This window comes from Streptomyces sp. NBC_00483 (assembly GCF_036013745.1).
GTDB lineage: Bacteria > Actinomycetota > Actinomycetes > Streptomycetales > Streptomycetaceae > Streptomyces.
In genome coordinates this window covers 2626034-2641539 of the sequence record NZ_CP107880.1, presented here as the reverse complement: position 1 = coordinate 2641539, position 15506 = coordinate 2626034, and the positions used below count along the sequence as shown (strand labels likewise).

Here is a 15506-nt window from a genome sequence, read left to right as displayed (position 1 = left end):
TAGGGTTAACCTGCCCGGGCTGGGTGCCCTCGTACGGGTGGGGAGTGACATGGAACAGATAACAGTGCGCAGCAGGCCGCGAGTGCCTGCGATCACCTGCGGGAACAGTGCGACCAGTTCGCGCCTTGACCGCCATCTCTCGGTGCTCGGCGGTCCTGCCGTCCCGCAGCGCGAGACGGTGGAGGCGACGTCGCTGATGCGCGAGCTGACCACGCGTGACACAGCGCACAAGCGCAGCGACAGCCGCGCACGGATGCGGAGGGTCTCGCTCTTCGCGCCACTGCGGCGGCTTCGTCGCTCGCTTTTCGGCGGCCACTAGACAGCGGCCGCTCCAGCGACAGACAAGGCCCGTATCGCGCCTCCGCGCCGTCCGGTGTATCGCCGCGCATCACAGCGACCGTCATCCCCACGGCACGCGGCGGACACTCCGGCAAGGAGGACGATGCGGGCCTTTGTCGTGCCCGCGTCTCCATACATCGCGTAACGCCCTTGTCACGCACAGATGTTGACGGGGCAACCTCCAGGGTCCACTGTGGCGCGTGATCGTCGATGGCAGTTACAGCTACACCCACCTCACCCCCGGGAGGTACGCGTGTGTGACCTGCACGACCACCACGAGCACGAGCTGCCCGAGTCCACGCCCGGACCGCAGATCAGCAGACGCCGCATCATGCAGATGCTCGGCGCCGCCGGAGTGACCACCGCGGCGATGACCGCCCAGGCGGACCCGGCGATGGCCGCCGCGGCGGACGCCTCGGATGCGGCCCCGCTCGAATACAAGGCGCCCGAAGGCCTCGCGGAGGACAGTCCGGCCAAGACCGCCGCCCTCGGCTGGATCGGCGCCAACAGCTCCCGCATCACGGGCCTGAACGAGGAGATCTGGGAGCACGCCGAGCTGTCGTTGCGCGAGTGGAACTCCTCGCTCGCCGAGGCCGGCTTCCTCGAACGGGCCGGATTCGACGTGAAGTTCGGGACCGCCGGCTTCCCGACCGCGTTCACCGCGACCTACTCCTACGGCAGCGGCGGCCCGGTGCTCGGGTTCAGCGGCGAGTACGACGCGCTGCCCGGCCTCTCGCAGAACAAGGGCGTCGGACACCACGACCCGCGCGAGTACATCCACGACCCGTTCGCCCCGAGCTACGGCCCGGGACACGGCTGCGGGCACAGCGCGCTCGGCACGGCGGCCGCCGCCGCGGCGGCAGCGGTCGCGCAGGCCGCCAAGCAGCACAAGCTCCCGGTCACCGTGAAGTTCTTCGGCTCCACCGCCGAGGAGACCCTGATCGGCAAGACGTACGCGGTCAGCAAGGGCGTGTACGAGGGCCTCGACGCCTTCCTCGACTGGCACCCCTCCACCGCCAACGCCACCGGCTGGGGCACCAGCAACGCCATGACCGCCGTGACCTTCACGTTCCTCGGCGTCGCGGGACACGGCGGCACCCCGCTCGGGAACAAGTCCGCGCTCGACGCCGCCGTGATGATGGCGACCATGTCGGAGTTCCTGCGCGAGGAGAACATGGCGCCCTCCGCCCGGCTGCACTGGGTGATCAACAACGGCGGCGACATCCCCAACGTCACCCCGGAGATCGCCGAGATCAGCTACTACGTGCGTGAGGGCAGCACCGCCCGCGTCCAGGTGCTGCTCGACAAGGTGATCGCGATCTCCGAGGCCGCCGCCAAGGCCTCGCAGACCACGGTGCGGCACCGCATCACCTCCGCATGCTGGAACCAGCTGCCCTCCAAGTCCTTCGCGGAGCTGCTGCACGACAACATGCGGCAGATCGGCCCGCCGAAATTCAGCGCGGAGGCGCACCAGTTGGCGAAGGATCTGCAGAAGTCGCTCGGGCTTCCCGAAGCCGGGATGCACGACAAGGTGGGTGAACTCAAGCCGCCGGACCCGGTGTTCCTCGGCGGCGGCTCGACCGACGTCGCGGACATCAGCTGGAACGTGCCGACCGTGTCGATGGGTTCGGCGCTCGCCCCCATCGGCACGAAGATGCACACCTGGTCCACCGCGGCCTGCGCCGCCGCGGCCCCCGGGCAGGCGGCCGTGCTCGCCGCCGCGAAGTATCTGGCGGCCACGGCGGTCGACCTGATCACCCAGCCGGAGCGGCTCAAGGCGATCAAGGACGAGTTCAAGGACCGCACGAAGGACGTCGAGTGGAAGACGGCGATCCCGGACGGCTATGAGCCGCCCATGTACGAGCCGCCGGCGTGGTTCCAGAAGAAGACCGGGCAGAAGTGGCCGCCGAGCAACATCACGTGGCCGCCGAAGCGGGTCGTGTCCCAGGAGAAGTTCTCCTCGCTGGGGCCGGCGCTCGAGCCGCAGAAGTAGCCCTGAACGTACGGCTGTTCACCGTCCGCCGCGCGTGTAGCGGCGGACGGCGAGCGGCACGCACACCGCGAGCAGCACCGCGCACCAGGCCAGCGAGCCCGCCACCGGATGCGCCACGGGCCAGGCCGCGCCGTGCGGCACCGGCGCGTTGCCGAACAGCTCGCGCACGGCCGTGGCCACCGCGCTGATCGGGTTCCACTCGGCGAGGGTGCGCACCCACCCCGGCATCCCGTCGGTCGGGATGTACGCGTTCGACAGCAGCGGCAGCATGAACGTGGCGCCGCCCAACTGCCCCGCCGCCTCCTCGCTCTGCGAGGCGAGCCCGAGCAGGATCCCGACCCACGTCGCGCCGAACCGGAAGAGCAGGAGCAGCCCGAACGCGCCGAGCGCCGCAGGCAGCCCGCCCTCGATCCGCCAGCCCATCGCGAGCCCCACGAGCACGAGCGGCACCAGGCCCACCGCGGTCGTCAGCACATCGGCGACCGCCTGCCCGAGCGGCACAGCGGCCCGGCTCATCGGCAGCGTACGGAAGCGGTCCATCACGCCCCGGTGCGAGTCCTGGGCGGCGCCGAACATCCCGGTCATGATCCCGTTCGCCGCGGTCGCCACGAGCATGCCCGGCACCAGGAACGCCCGGTAGTCCGAGCCCGGCATGGCGAGCGCGGAGCCGAAGACGTAGCCGAAGAACAGCAGGAACACGATCGGCATGGTCTGCGTCATGATCAGGATGGCCGGGGCGTGCCGGACGCGCTGGAGGTGCCGGCCGAGCATGGCCGTGCCGTCGTAGAGGATGGCGGTGCTCATGCGGCGACCTCCTGGGTCCCTGTGGGGGCGCGATCGGTGACGGTGAGGCGCAGGAACACCTCGTCGAGGGTGGGCGGGCGCAGCGTCGCGTCGAGCAACGGGACGCCGGACGCGTCGAGTTCGCGTACGACGCGGGGGAGCGTGACGGCAGGGTCGAGGACGACGGCGCCCACGGTGCGGCGCTCCGCGTCCAACCGGGGCCGGGTACCGGTGAGTTGGTCGAGGACGACGGCCGCCGCGTGCAGCGCCTGCTCGCCCGCCTCCTCGGCCACGACGACCTCCGCGTAGTGGCCGATCTGCGCCTTGAGCTCGGCGGGCGTGCCCGAGTGGGCGGCGCGGCCCTCGTCGATCAGCACGATGTCGTCGGCGAGCTGGTCGGCCTCCTCCAGGTACTGCGTGGTCAGGACGACGGTCGTGCCCTCGTAGGACAGCTCGCGCACGGCCTCCCAGATGCCGTTCCTGCTGTGCGGGTCGAGGCCGGTGGTCGGCTCGTCGAGGAAGAGCACGGCGGGGCGGGTGATCAGGCTCGCGGCCAGGTCGAGGCGGCGGCGCATGCCTCCGGAGTACGTACGGGCCGTGCGGTCGGCGGCTTCGGTCAGATCGAAGCGCTCGATCAGCTCGTCGGCGCGGGCCCGGCCGCCCGGCGCGCGCAGCAGGCGGGCGAACAGGCGGAGGTTCTCGCGGCCTGTGAGGTCCTCGTCGACCGACGCGTACTGGCCGGTGACGCCGATGCGGCGGCGGACGGACTGCGGGTCCGCGGTGATGTCGTGCCCGGCGACACGCGCGGTGCCCGCGTCGGGGCGGAGCAGCGTCGTGAGCAGTCGGACCGCGGTCGTCTTGCCGGCCCCGTTCGGCCCGAGCAGACCGCACACCGTGCCCTCGCGGACCGCCAGATCCAGGCCGCGCACGGCGTGCACGGCCTTCGGTCCCTTCCCGAAGCGCTTCTCCAGACCTTCACTAAGTACAGCGTACGTAGAAGTCATGGCCCCACCGTAGCGCACTACGTACGGTGTACGTAACTAGGATGGTGCGCGAGGTGATGATCAATGGCGGGCCGAGCGGCCGAACCCGAAGTGATCTGGGCGCGCCCCGAGCGCGCCGGGCGGGGGCCGAGGCCTGCGCACAGCAGGGCCGACGTCGCGGCGACGGCGGTCCGCGTCGCCGACGCCGAGGGCATCGACGCGGTGTCCATGCGGAAGATCGCCGGTGAGCTGGGCATGGGCACGATGTCGCTGTACAACTACGTGCCGCGCAAGGAGGACCTGTACGAGCTGATGGTCGACGCCGTCAGCTCCGAGTACACGTTCTCGGAGCCGAGCGGCGACTGGCGGGCGGACATCCTCGGCCTCGCCCGGCAGTCGCGGGCGCTGATGCACCGGCATCCGTGGCTGCCGGGGCTGATGTCACCGGTCTACGGCTTCAGCCCGAACGCGCTCGCATACCTGGAGTACTGCCTGACCTGCCTCGACCCGCTCGACCTGCCGTACGGCACGAAGATGGAGCTGGTCGCGGCGGTGACGAGCGTGGTCACGACGTACGTCGCCAACGAGATCGCGACGGCCGAGCGGACGCGCTCCCTACCGTGGAGCGCAGAGCAGGAACAGGCGGTACGGATCGCCTACTTGGGCGGGCAGGTGGCCTCGGGCCGGTACCCGCGCCTCGCGGCGTCGTTCGCCGAGGACGCGGGCCCGATCGACCTGGAGGCGGTGTTCGAGCGGGCGCTGCGGAGGACGTTGGAGGGGTTCGCGGCGGGGTGAGCCGCCGCGCTCACACCGGGCGGGCTTCACCGGGCGGGTTCAGAGGATCGCGAACTGGCCTCCCGGGCCCTCCTCTTGGTGGTCGAGAACCGAGGCGGGGCGGTGGGCGGAGTCCGGGACCGGGAGGACGCGGGCCCGTTCCAGGTCCTTCGTCGTCATCGGGTCCGCGAGGGCGGCCTCGCGCAACTCGTCCTGTTGCGGGGCGAGTTCCGCGAGGAGCGTCAGGACCGTGATGAGTTCCAGGAGTTGTGACGTCCACGGCTGTGGCCAGGTCGACGGGCGCAGGGCCGCGAGCGTGCCGGCCTCGGCGGGTGCGGTGCGGCGCGCGAACCACTGCTCCAGGACCCCGACCCCGCTGACGTGGAAGGCCCAGGCCGCCGCGGGGACCGGGGAGATACGTCCGTCGCCGGAGACCAGGGCCTCCTCCTCGCGGTCGTAGAGGAGCTCCGTGGGCCGGGCCGGCAACGGGGAGCGCACATACGGGCGGCGGCCGCCCGGCAGCTTGGGGCGGTCGGCATCCGTGCCGCGCCGCTCCAACCACAGGACGCGGCGCCCGAGTTCGACCCCGCGTTCCCACACGTCCGCGTCGTCCGGCAGCGGCACGCGGATGTCGGGGGAGCCGTCGCGGGCGCCCGCCACCAGGATCCAGGCGAACAGATCGGCCGCCGTCACCTCCTGGTCGTACGCGCCGGAGAGGTGGGTGAGCAGGCCCGGCGCCACGTTCGGCTCCGCGCCGCCGGGGCGGCGGTACAGCGGGCGGATGCGGCCGGGCCGACCGGCGGGGGAGCGGCCCTCCGGGAGGACGGCGGACGCGAGCAGCGCGGGGCCGCCGGCGTCGGGCACGTACCCCTGCTCGACCATGAACAGTTGCCGCTCGTCCGCGACCCGCCACAGCTCGGGGCGCGCCGCGTCGAGCAGTCGCTGGTCGGGGATGAGCCACTGCTCGTCGAACGGGCCGTGCAGCAGCGGTACGGGGTCCGGGCAGGACCCGTCGGCGTGCGCGAGCGGCTCCGTGCCGGTGCGTTGGCCGGGGAGCTGGGCGGCGGCGGTGTGCAGGGTGCGGGCGCGTGAGGGTTCGAGGAGCGCCTCGCGCTCGTCCTGCCCGGCGCGCACGAAGGCGTTCCAACGGGCCTTCAGGGACGCGGCGTCCGGAGCGACCGGCCAGCCGCGTCCCGTACGCAGCGGTGCCACGGACCACGGCATGAGGTCCGCGAGCCCGATGGCCTCGGTGAGCGGGTCGTTCGTCACGACCGGCATGGTACGTCTCCCCCTTTCGCGGCAACGGTGTTGCGGTCGCGGGGCTCCGCCCCGGACCCCGCGCCTCAAACGCAGGCGGGGCTGAATTGGTCAATCCGCGTCCAACGTCACCGTGAACGAGAACCGGTCCCCCCGGTAATGGATCACCGCCACATCCAACACCCTGCCCTCCTCGTCGTACGTGACACCCGTGTAGTGCAGGATCGGACTGAGCAGCGGAACTTCGAGGAGCCGCGCCGTCTCCGGATCCGCGAGCCGCGCCTGCACCGAGTCCGTGATCCGGCTGATCCGCACGCCGACCACGTCCCGCAGCACCTTCGTCATCGGCCACCGCTCCAGGTCCGCGAGGTCCACGCGGGCGCCGAGGTCCGGACGGAGGTAGTTGCGGGCGTGGTTCGTCGGTTCGCCGGTCTTCTCGTCGAAGCGCAGCCGGTGGTACGTGGGGACGGCCCCGACCCCCGGGAAGTACTCGGCGAAGGCCACGGGGACCGGCACCGTGTCGTGGTCGAGCAGCCGTGTCGTCATGCCGGACTGCTGCGCGACGATCGCGTCGACCGAGCCCAACAGGCGTACCGGCGCGCCCTGTTGGGCATCCGGCTCGATGAACGTGCCGCGGCGCCGGTGCCGCGTGATGAGTCCCTCGTCCTCCAGTTCCTTCAGCGCCTGACGCATGGTGAGCACGGAGACCCCGTAGTGCCCCGCGAGTTGCTCCTCGGTGGGCAGGCGCAGTGGGTCCTGCGGCGATCTTCCGAGTATCGAGGCGCGCAGGGACTGCGACACCTGATACCAGAGCGGCAATTTGCGGTTCAGGACGATCGAGTCCGGGGCGAATGACGTCACGGGTTATCCGTACCGGTCGTCGGGGGAGTGGTGCAATGCGGCGGCCATGGGGTCTATCCGCGGAAGTGGCGCTCCAGGCCACGCCATACGTCGTCGTAGCCGCGTTGCAGATGCCCGGCGGCCCCGGCCTGTGGGGCGAGGGTGACGGGCCAGCGCGTCTCGAACATGAAGGCCAGGCCGTCGTCGACCTTCTGCGGCTTGAGCTCGGCCGCGCTCGCCTTGTCGAACGTGTCCCGATCGGGCCCGTGCGCCGACATCATGTTGTGCAGCGAGCCGCCGCCCGGCACGAAGCCCTCGGCCTTCGCGTCGTACGCGCCCTCGATGAGCCCCATGTACTCGCTCATCACGTTCCGGTGGAAGTACGGCGGCCGGAACGTGTCCTCGCCCACCAGCCAGCGCGGCGCGAAGACGACGAAGTCGACGCCCGCGAGACCCGGGGTGTCGGACGGCGACGTGAGCACCGTGAAGATCGACGGGTCCGGGTGGTCGTACGAGATGGTCCCGATGACGTTGAAGCGGCGCAGGTCGTATACGTACGGGACGTGGTTGCCGTGCCAGGCGACGACGTCGAGCGGGGAGTGGTCGTAGGCCGCGGACCAGAGGTTCCCGCAGAACTTGTTGACCACCTCGACCGGCCGCTCGGCGTCCTCGAACGCGGCGACCGGCGCCCTGAAGTCCCGCGCGTTCGCCAGGCCGTTGGCGCCGATAGGCCCGAGGTCGGGCAGTTGGAACGGGGCGCCGTAGTTCTCGCACACGTACCCGCGTGCGGACTCGTCGAGGAGCTCGACCCGGAAGCGCACGCCGCGCGGGATCAGTGCGACCTCGCCCGGCTCGGCGGCGAGCACCCCGAACTCCGTGCGCAGCAGCAGTCCGCCGTGCTCGGGGACGATCAGCAGTTCACCGTCCGCGTCGCTGAACACCCGGTCGTTCATGGGGGAGTTGGCGTGGTACAGGTGCACGGCCATGCCGGTGCGCTGCGTCGCGTCGCCGTTGCCGCCCAGCGTCCACAGGCCGGCCAGCCAGTCCGTGCCGGGTGCCGGCTCGGGCAGCGGGTTCCAGCGACGGCGGTTGGGGTCGGGGGCGGTCTCGGTGAACGGGGCCGTGCGCACCCCGCCGTTGTCGATGCGGCTGAACTCCGGGTGCGCCGCCGACGGGCGGATCCGGTACAGCCACGAGCGGCGGTTGTGCGCCCGCGGCTCGGTGAAGGCGGTGCCGCTGAGCTGCTCCGCGTACAGGCCGAGCGGCGCGCGCTGCGGCGAGTTGCGCCCCTCGGGCAGGGCCCCCGGCACGGCCTCGGACCCGTGCTCGTTCCCGAAGCCGGAGAGGTAGGTCAGCCCCTCGGCGGTCTTGCGTACGTCCCCGCTCATCATCGCTCCCTGGTCAATGATTCCTATGCAACACCGTAGGATTCGCGGGTGGGTGGCGCAAGACCATCACCGTCCGTCGTATGGCTGACGCGCGGCGGTACCAGCGGCCGAGGGGAGGCCCGCGAGCGTCCTCCCCGCGAGGGATCCGCCGAACGCCAACGGTCCTCTACCGTCCCGAACATGCCCAGCCTTCCTGCTCTCCGCGCGGCCGCCGCGGCGCTGCTGACCTGCGCCCTGCTCGCCGGAGCCGTGGGCTGCGGGGCCGATGACAACGGACCGCGGGATGCCGGGGAGGTCCTCTCGCGCACCGACGCCGCGGGCCGTCACTACCGCCAGGTCCCGGTGGAGGGCGCACCCGAGATCGGCCTGATCGTGAAGCCGCAGACGGGCCCCGAGGGCGGCTGGGAGGTCCGCATCTGGGTACGCCGCTTCCGCCTCAGCCCTCACGGCACCCCGGCCCGGGCCGTCGAGCGCCGCGGCTACGCCCGGCTCTACCTCGACGGCCGCTGCCTCGCCCGGCTGCGCGCCGTCGACTACCGCCTCCCCGGCACCCGCCTGCACCGCGGCACCCACCACCTCACCGCCCGCCTCTACGCCGACGACCACACGGTGTGGGCGGTCGCGGACAAGCCCGTCCAGGCCACCGCGGACCTGACCGCGTCACCGTAGTCTGGCCTTCATGGAGCATCCAACGCCCCTGCGCCGCAAGCCCGTTCAGCGGCGCAGCGCCGAGCGTCTGTCCCGGATTCTCGACGCCTGTGCCGAACTTCTCGACGAGACGGGCTACGACGAGCTGAGCACCCGCGCCGTCGCGCACCGCGCCGAGGTCCCCATCGGCTCGGTCTACCGCTTCTTCGGCAACAAGCGGGCCCTGGTCGACGCGCTGGCCGAGCGCAATCTCGACCGGTACGTGCGGCGGGTCACCGCGCGCCTCAGGGACGTCCCCACCGGCGACTGGCGGGCCGCGATGGACGCGGTGCTCGACGAGTACCTCGCGATGAAGCGCACGGCGCCGGGCTTCTCCCTGGTCGACTTCGGCACCCAGCTCCCCGTGGGCGCCCCGGACGCCGACCCCAACCACCGCGTCGCCGACACCCTCACGGACCTCCTCGCCCCACGCCTCGACCGCACCCCGGACCCCGCGCTGCGCCGCGCGTTCCTGGTCGCCGTCGAATCCGCGGACGCCCTGGTCCGGCTCGCGTTCCGCATCGACCCGGAGCGCGGGGACGCAGCGGTGATCGGGGAGGTGCGGGAGCTGCTGCGGGCGTATCTGGCGCGGGTGCTCGACTGACGCCTTTCGCGCGCAGCACGCGCGCGAACTGCTCGTGACCTGGAGTTTTGCGCTTATTGCTCGCGTGTCAACGTCTTGTTAACGATTGTTCGGCCCACCTAGCGTCGCGCTGGCTGCCTCCCCCACGGCGGCTGTTCGAAGGCGAACGTAGACGTGAGAGGGCCCCTCCCCATGCTGACCATCCTCGGTTTCGGCATGATCGCCACCTTCCTGGTGCTGATCATGATGAAAAAGGTGTCGCCCATCGCGGCGCTCGTGCTCATCCCGGCGCTGTTCTGCGTACTGGTGGGCAAGGGAGCGCACCTCGGTGAGTACGTCCTCGCGGGCGTGGGTGATCTCGCGCCCACCGCCGCCATGCTGATGTTCGCGATCGTCTACTTCGGCGTGATGATCGACGTCGGCCTCTTCGACCCGATCGTGCGCGGCATCCTGAAGTTCGCGAAGGCCGACCCGATCCGCATCGTCGTCGGCACGGCCCTGCTCGCCGCGATCGTCTCGCTCGACGGCGACGGCTCCACCACCTTCATGATCACCGTCTCGGCGATGTACCCGCTGTACAAGCGCCTGAAGATGAGCCTCATCGTGATGACGGGTGTCGCCGCGACCGCCAACGGCGTGATGAACACGCTGCCTTGGGGCGGCCCGACGGCCCGCGCCGCCACCGCCCTGAAGGTGGACGCCAGCGACATCTTCGTGCCGATGATCCCGGCGCTCGGCGTGGGACTGCTCTTCGTGTTCGCCCTCTCGTACGTGCTCGGGCGCCGGGAGCGCAAGCGGCTCGGCTACCTCTCCCTGGACGAGGACCTCACGGTCACCGAGACCGTCGAGGAGAAGGTGCTCGTCGGTGCCGGCAGCGGCAGCAAGGGGACCGGTGCGGGCGCCGGTGGCGGATCCGCCTCCACCCCCTCGTACGAGAACGACGAGGGCGAGACGTTCTCCGGGCTCGACCCGAACCGGGCCACCCTGCGCCCCAAGCTCTACTGGTTCAACGCCGCGCTCACGGTGGTGCTCCTGGCCTCCATGATCATGGAGCTGCTGCCGATCCCGGTGCTCTTCATGCTCGGCGCCGCGCTCGCGCTCTCGGTCAACTACCCGAACATGACCGACCAGAAGGCCCGGATCGGCGCGCACGCCGAGAACGTCCTCAACGTCGCGGGCATGGTCTTCGCCGCCGCCGTCTTCACGGGCGTGCTGCAGGGCACCGGCATGGTCGACCACATGGCGAAGTGGGTCGTGGGCGGCATCCCCGACTGGATGGGCCCGCACATGGCACTCGTCACGGGCGTGCTGTCCATCCCGTTCACGTACTTCATGTCCAACGACGGCTTCTACTTCGGCATCCTGCCGGTGCTCGCCGAGGCCGGGAACGCGCACGGCGTCTCGACCCTCGAGATCGCCCGCGCCTCGCTCGCCGGACAGCCGCTGCACATGTCGAGCCCGCTGGTCCCGGCGGTCTACGTGCTCGTGGGCATGGCTAAGGTCGAGTTCGGCGACCACACCAAGTTCACGGTGAAATGGGCGGCGTTGACCGCGCTGGTCGTCCTCGGCGCGGGTCTGCTGTTCGGAATCGTGTGACCGATGAATCCCGAGAACTGATGAATCCCGAGAGTCGATGAGTGCCGAGACCCGATGAGTTCCAAGAGCCGATGAGTGCCGAGACCCGATGAATCCTGTGACCTCATGAGCCGTGCCTGGCTGCTCCGCCTCGTCATCGCCTTCAGCTTCGCGCAGGGGGCGGTGTCGATGGCGCGGCCCGCGGTCTCCTACCGGGCCCTCGCGCTCGGCGCCGACGAGCGTGCCGTCGGCGTCATCGCGGGGGTCTACGCGCTGCTCCCGCTGTTCGCCGCCGTGCCGCTCGGCCGGCGCACGGACCACGGCCGGTGCGCGCCGCTGCTCCCGGTGGGCGTCGTCCTCATCGCGGGTGGGTGCGCGATGAGCGGACTTGCGAACAGCCTGGTGTCGATGGCCGCTTGGAGCGGTGTCATGGGGCTCGGGCATCTGTGCTTCGTCATCGGCGCCCAGTCGATCGTGGCCCGGCAGTCCGCGCCCGAGGACCAGGACCGGAACTTCGGCCACTTCACCATCGGCGCCTCCCTCGGCCAGCTCGTCGGGCCGATCGCCGCCGGCGCCCTGATCGACGGCCACGACATGGTGGGTACGAGCGCGCTCGCGCTCCTCGTGTCGGCGGGCGTCTGCGCGCTGGCCGTGACGTCGCTATGGCGTATCGAGTCCCGTCGTACGCAGCCGGGTTCGCGCACGAAGGAGGCCTCCCGGGTTCCCGTGCACCGCATCCTGCGCACCCGCGGCGTGCCCGGCGGCATCTTCATCAGCCTCGCCGTCCTGTCGGCCACCGACATCCTCACGGCGTATCTGCCGGTAGTGGGCGAGCACCGGGGGATCGCGCCGTCCGTGGTCGGCGTGCTGCTGAGCCTGCGCGCGGGGGCGACGGTCGCCTGCCGCCTGGTCATGACCCCGCTCATCAACTGGCTCGGCAGGACGGCCCTGATCGCCACCACGTGCCTGCTCGCGGCGGTGCTGTGCGCGGGCATCGCGCTGCCCGTGCCGGTGTGGGCGCTCGGCGCGATGCTGATCGTGCTCGGCTTCTGCCTCGGGGTGGGCCAGCCGCTCTCCATGACCACGGTCGTCCAGGCCGCCCCCGCGGAGGCCCGCTCCACCGCCCTGGCGCTCCGGCTGACCGGCAACCGCCTCGGCCAGGTCGCGGCGCCCGCGTCGGCGGGCCTGATCGCGGGCGTGGCGGGTACGGCGGCGCCGTTCGTGATGCTGGGCGGGCTGCTGTTCGTGGCCGCCGGGCTCGGGGTCCGGGGCGGCGACAGGCGCGGCTCCGTGCGGGCGAGGACACGGGCTCCGCGCCTCCGTCGACGCGAGAAGGATCACCAGCGGCACTGAGCCTCCACCCCGGTACCCCCTGGACCCCGGAAACTAGCGACGCTAGTTTGGATCGGCACGTACGTGACATCCCGCACTCGCTCAGGGAGTTGTGCTCATCATGGTCCGCGCCGCTGTACTGCCCGCCGTCGGCTCCCCGCTGGAGATCGCCGACATCGACCTGCCCGAACCGGGGCCCGGCCAGGTCCGGGTGCGGCTGGCCGCCGCCGGTGTCTGCCACTCCGACCTGTCCCTGACCAACGGCACGATGCGGGTCCCGGTCCCCGCGGTCCTCGGCCACGAGGGCGCGGGCACCGTCGTCTCCGTCGGCGACGGCGTCACGCACGTGGCCCCCGGTGACGGCGTCGTCCTCAACTGGGCGCCCTCCTGCGGCAGCTGCCACGCCTGCACGCTCGGCGAGGTGTGGCTGTGCGCCAACGCCCTCACCGGCGCCGCCAACATCCACGCGAAGCGCGCGTCCGACGGCAGTGACCTCCACCCGGGCCTGAACGTCGCCGCGTTCGCCGAGGAGACGGTCGTCGCCGCGAACTGCGTCCTGCCGGTGCCGGACGGCGTCCCGCTCATCGACGCGGCCCTGCTCGGCTGCGCCGTGCTCACCGGCTACGGCGCCGTGCACCACTCCGCCCGCGTACGGGAGGGGGAGACCGTCGCGGTGTACGGCGTCGGCGGCGTCGGCCTCGCCACGCTCCAGGCCGCGCGCATCGCGGGTGCCTCGAAGATCATCGCGGTCGACGTCTCCCCGGAGAAGGAGGCGCTGGCCCGCGCGGCCGGCGCCACGGACTACGTGGTCGCCTCCGAGACGACCGCGCGCGAGATCCGCGGGCTCACGGACAAGCAGGGCGTCGACGTGGCCGTGGAGTGCGTCGGCCGCGCCGTCACGATCCGTACCGCCTGGGAGTCCACCCGGCGCGGCGGCCGCACCACCGTCGTCGGCATCGGCGGCAAGGACCAGCAGGTCACCTTCAACGCCCTGGAGATCTTCCACTGGGGCCGCACGCTGTCCGGCTGCGTCTACGGCAACTGCGACCCGGCCCAGGACCTCCCGGTGCTCGCCGAGCACATCCGCGAGGGCCGCCTCGACCTGAGCACGCTCGTGACCGAGCGGATCGCGCTGGACGGGATCCCGGCGGCGTTCGACAACATGGTGGCGGGCAAGGGCGGCCGGGCGCTCGTCGTGTTTTAGCGATGCCGCGGTTTTGGCGATGCCTCGGTCTTGGCGTTGCTCCGGTTTTGGCGATGCCGCGGCCGATGAGTTCCCGGCTGGCGTCCGGTCTGTAGAAGGAGAAGCCTGATACAGGCCGGCACCGCGCCGGATCGGGAACCAGGAGGCCCACCATGCCCGCCACCGCTCAGAAGATCCGCCCCTGTCTGTGGTTCGACGGCAAGGCCGAGGAAGCCGTCGACTTCTACATGTCGCTCTTCCCCGGTTCCGACTCCGAGATCCTGGAGGTCCAGCGCTGGGGCAAGGAGGGGCCCGGTGTGCCCGGCTCCGTCCTCACCATGGAGTTCCGGCTCGCGGGCAACGAGTACCAGGCGCTGAACGGCGGCCCCGAGTTCAAGTTCAACGAAGCGGTCTCGCTCTCCGTCGACTGCGCCGACCAGGCCGAGGTCGACCGGCTGTGGGAGCGGATCACGGCGGACGGCGGCGAGGGCGGGCCGTGCGGCTGGTGCAAGGACAAGTTCGGGCTGTCCTGGCAGATCGTTCCGCGCCGGCTCGTCGAACTCCTCGCCGACCCGGACGAGGCGCGGGCCGCGAGGGTGCTGGCCGCGATGATGAAGATGGGCAAACTGGACGTCGCCGCGCTCGAGTCGGCTTAAAGGATCGGGGCTCCGCCCCGTACCCCGCGCCTCAAACGCCGGCGGGGCTGGATATGCCGATCCCCAGCGGGGTCCGGGGCGGAGCCCCGAGAGCGTCACCACGGACCCCGCGAGACGGAACTCAGGCCGCCCCTGGTGACACCAACCGGGGAAACGAACGCGCCGCCACGAGGAACACCAACGTCGTCAGTGCGAACGGCCACGTGAACATGTGGCCGCCCACCGGCGCCGCCAAGGCACCGAACGCAGGCGCGCACACCGTCGCGGCGACCGCCCCCGCCACGGCATACGGCACCGTACGCCGCGTGCCCTCGAGGAACACCCCGCAGAGCGCGAGCGCGACCAGCACCGCGTTGTACGCGGACGTGCCGTCGGCCAGCTGCGCGGCGGGCTCGCCGAGGGCCCACGCGGTCGCCATGCCCGCGACGTTCCCGAGGCAGGCCACGCCCGCGACCCGCGGCCCGGCCACCAGCAGCCCGGCGAGCACCAGGGCCCCCGCGTACCACTGCGGCATCAGGAAGATCTGGCCGAATCCGGCGAAGAACCCCCGCACGGCATCGTCGAGTTGGAGTCCTGTCCTGGCCCCGGACACCGCCTGCGGGAACGCGGCGATGCCGCCCCCGCCGGTCCACACCCGCGCGAACCCGGGCGCGGCCAGCGTGATGACGCTCGCCACGAGGCAGAACGGCAGCGTCAGGGCGGGCAGCCCCCACGCCCCGAGGGCCCGCCCCGCGGCGGCGGTGGCCACGGTCGCCGCGGCGCAGCCGAGCAGGGCCACGAGCACCGAGGACAGCTGGTCGGGGTTGAGGAAGACGGCACAACTCACGCCCACGAGGCAGGCGTTGAAGCCCTCCATGCCGAGCGTGAGCCGCTCCTTCTCCACGCCGAGCAGCGCCGCGACCAGCGTGCCGACGGCCGCGCCCCCGACCCCGTAGAGCCCGTACTCCCACCCGGCGGAGAACAGGGCCGCGGCGAACAGTGCGCCGGTGAGCGCGCGCGGCAGGAACGTCACCTGCCCGATCCCGCGCAGCACGCGCAGCGCGAACTGTCTACAACCAGTCGCCCAACTCTGCCCGATTTCCTGGTGAATCGCGGCATCCACCGTCTGCGCCATGCGCCGCTCCCGTGTTACG

15 protein-coding genes are annotated in these 15506 nt (G+C 71.6%); 9 read left to right on the top strand and 6 right to left on the bottom strand.

The features are described 5' to 3' along the window. Positions 1-49 precede the first annotated feature (49 nt). Together OHA73_RS11565 and OHA73_RS11560 are read left to right on the top strand one after the other, a co-directional pair. Positions 50-319 (top strand): hypothetical protein, encoded by a 270-nt coding sequence (locus OHA73_RS11565; protein ID WP_266721311.1) that lies wholly within the window; start codon positions 50-52, stop codon positions 317-319. A gap of 273 nt (positions 320-592) precedes the next feature. Next, positions 593-2332, top strand: a complete 1740-nt coding sequence (locus OHA73_RS11560) for an amidohydrolase (RefSeq protein ID WP_267070986.1) — start codon at positions 593-595, stop codon at positions 2330-2332. An 18-nt stretch (positions 2333-2350) separates the two neighbouring features. Here OHA73_RS11560 and OHA73_RS11555 read toward each other — a convergent pair whose 3' ends face one another. After that, positions 2351-3136, bottom strand: coding sequence for an ABC transporter permease (locus OHA73_RS11555; protein ID WP_327654991.1), 786 nt, complete (start codon positions 3134-3136; stop codon positions 2351-2353). Next, entirely contained in the window at positions 3133-4119 is a 987-nt protein-coding gene (locus OHA73_RS11550; protein WP_327654990.1) for an ATP-binding cassette domain-containing protein, read from the bottom strand. The genes OHA73_RS11555 and OHA73_RS11550 overlap by 4 nt, the downstream gene beginning before the upstream one ends. A gap of 63 nt (positions 4120-4182) precedes the next feature. On the opposite strand from OHA73_RS11550, the gene OHA73_RS11545 reads away from it, so the two are divergent. Then, on the top strand, positions 4183-4893 hold the full coding sequence (locus tag OHA73_RS11545) for a TetR/AcrR family transcriptional regulator (RefSeq protein ID WP_266721319.1): 711 nt from the start codon (positions 4183-4185) through the stop codon (positions 4891-4893). A 39-nt stretch (positions 4894-4932) separates the two neighbouring features. On the opposite strand, the gene OHA73_RS11540 is transcribed toward OHA73_RS11545, so the two are convergent. The 3 genes from OHA73_RS11540 to hmgA form a co-directional block, all read right to left on the bottom strand. Beyond that, a complete protein-coding gene (locus OHA73_RS11540; protein WP_327654989.1) occupies positions 4933-6150 on the bottom strand; it encodes a type ISP restriction/modification enzyme in 1218 nt (405 codons plus the stop codon). Positions 6151-6240: 90 nt separating this feature from the next. Continuing rightward, on the bottom strand, positions 6241-6990 hold the full coding sequence (locus OHA73_RS11535; RefSeq protein WP_266721322.1) for a GntR family transcriptional regulator: 750 nt from the start codon (positions 6988-6990) through the stop codon (positions 6241-6243). A gap of 53 nt (positions 6991-7043) precedes the next feature. Next, positions 7044-8357 (bottom strand): homogentisate 1,2-dioxygenase, encoded by a 1314-nt coding sequence (gene hmgA / locus OHA73_RS11530; protein WP_327654988.1) that lies wholly within the window; start codon positions 8355-8357, stop codon positions 7044-7046. Between the two features lie 180 nt (positions 8358-8537). On the opposite strand from hmgA, the gene OHA73_RS11525 reads away from it, so the two are divergent. The 6 genes from OHA73_RS11525 to OHA73_RS11500 all read left to right on the top strand — a co-directional run bounded on the left by OHA73_RS11525 (position 8538) and on the right by OHA73_RS11500 (position 14373). After that, positions 8538-9026 (top strand): hypothetical protein, encoded by a 489-nt coding sequence (locus tag OHA73_RS11525; protein WP_266721325.1) that lies wholly within the window; start codon positions 8538-8540, stop codon positions 9024-9026. A gap of 10 nt (positions 9027-9036) precedes the next feature. Next, on the top strand, positions 9037-9648 hold the full coding sequence (locus OHA73_RS11520; protein ID WP_327654987.1) for a TetR/AcrR family transcriptional regulator: 612 nt from the start codon (positions 9037-9039) through the stop codon (positions 9646-9648). Positions 9649-9819: 171 nt separating this feature from the next. Beyond that, positions 9820-11223 carry a CitMHS family transporter gene (locus tag OHA73_RS11515; RefSeq protein WP_327654986.1) on the top strand — a complete coding sequence of 468 codons (1404 nt, stop codon included), beginning with the start codon at positions 9820-9822 and terminating at the stop codon, positions 11221-11223. Positions 11224-11328: 105 nt separating this feature from the next. Further along, positions 11329-12555 carry an MFS transporter gene (locus OHA73_RS11510; RefSeq protein ID WP_266721330.1) on the top strand — a complete coding sequence of 409 codons (1227 nt, stop codon included), beginning with the start codon at positions 11329-11331 and terminating at the stop codon, positions 12553-12555. 100 nt (positions 12556-12655) lie between these two features. Next, positions 12656-13738, top strand: coding sequence for a Zn-dependent alcohol dehydrogenase (locus OHA73_RS11505; protein WP_267070993.1), 1083 nt, complete (start codon positions 12656-12658; stop codon positions 13736-13738). Between the two features lie 152 nt (positions 13739-13890). Next, positions 13891-14373, top strand: a complete 483-nt coding sequence (locus tag OHA73_RS11500) for a VOC family protein (RefSeq protein WP_266721334.1) — start codon at positions 13891-13893, stop codon at positions 14371-14373. Between the two features lie 121 nt (positions 14374-14494). On the opposite strand, the gene OHA73_RS11495 is transcribed toward OHA73_RS11500, so the two are convergent. Beyond that, positions 14495-15487, bottom strand: a complete 993-nt coding sequence (locus OHA73_RS11495; RefSeq protein WP_327654985.1) for an urea transporter — start codon at positions 15485-15487, stop codon at positions 14495-14497. Positions 15488-15506 lie beyond the last annotated feature (19 nt).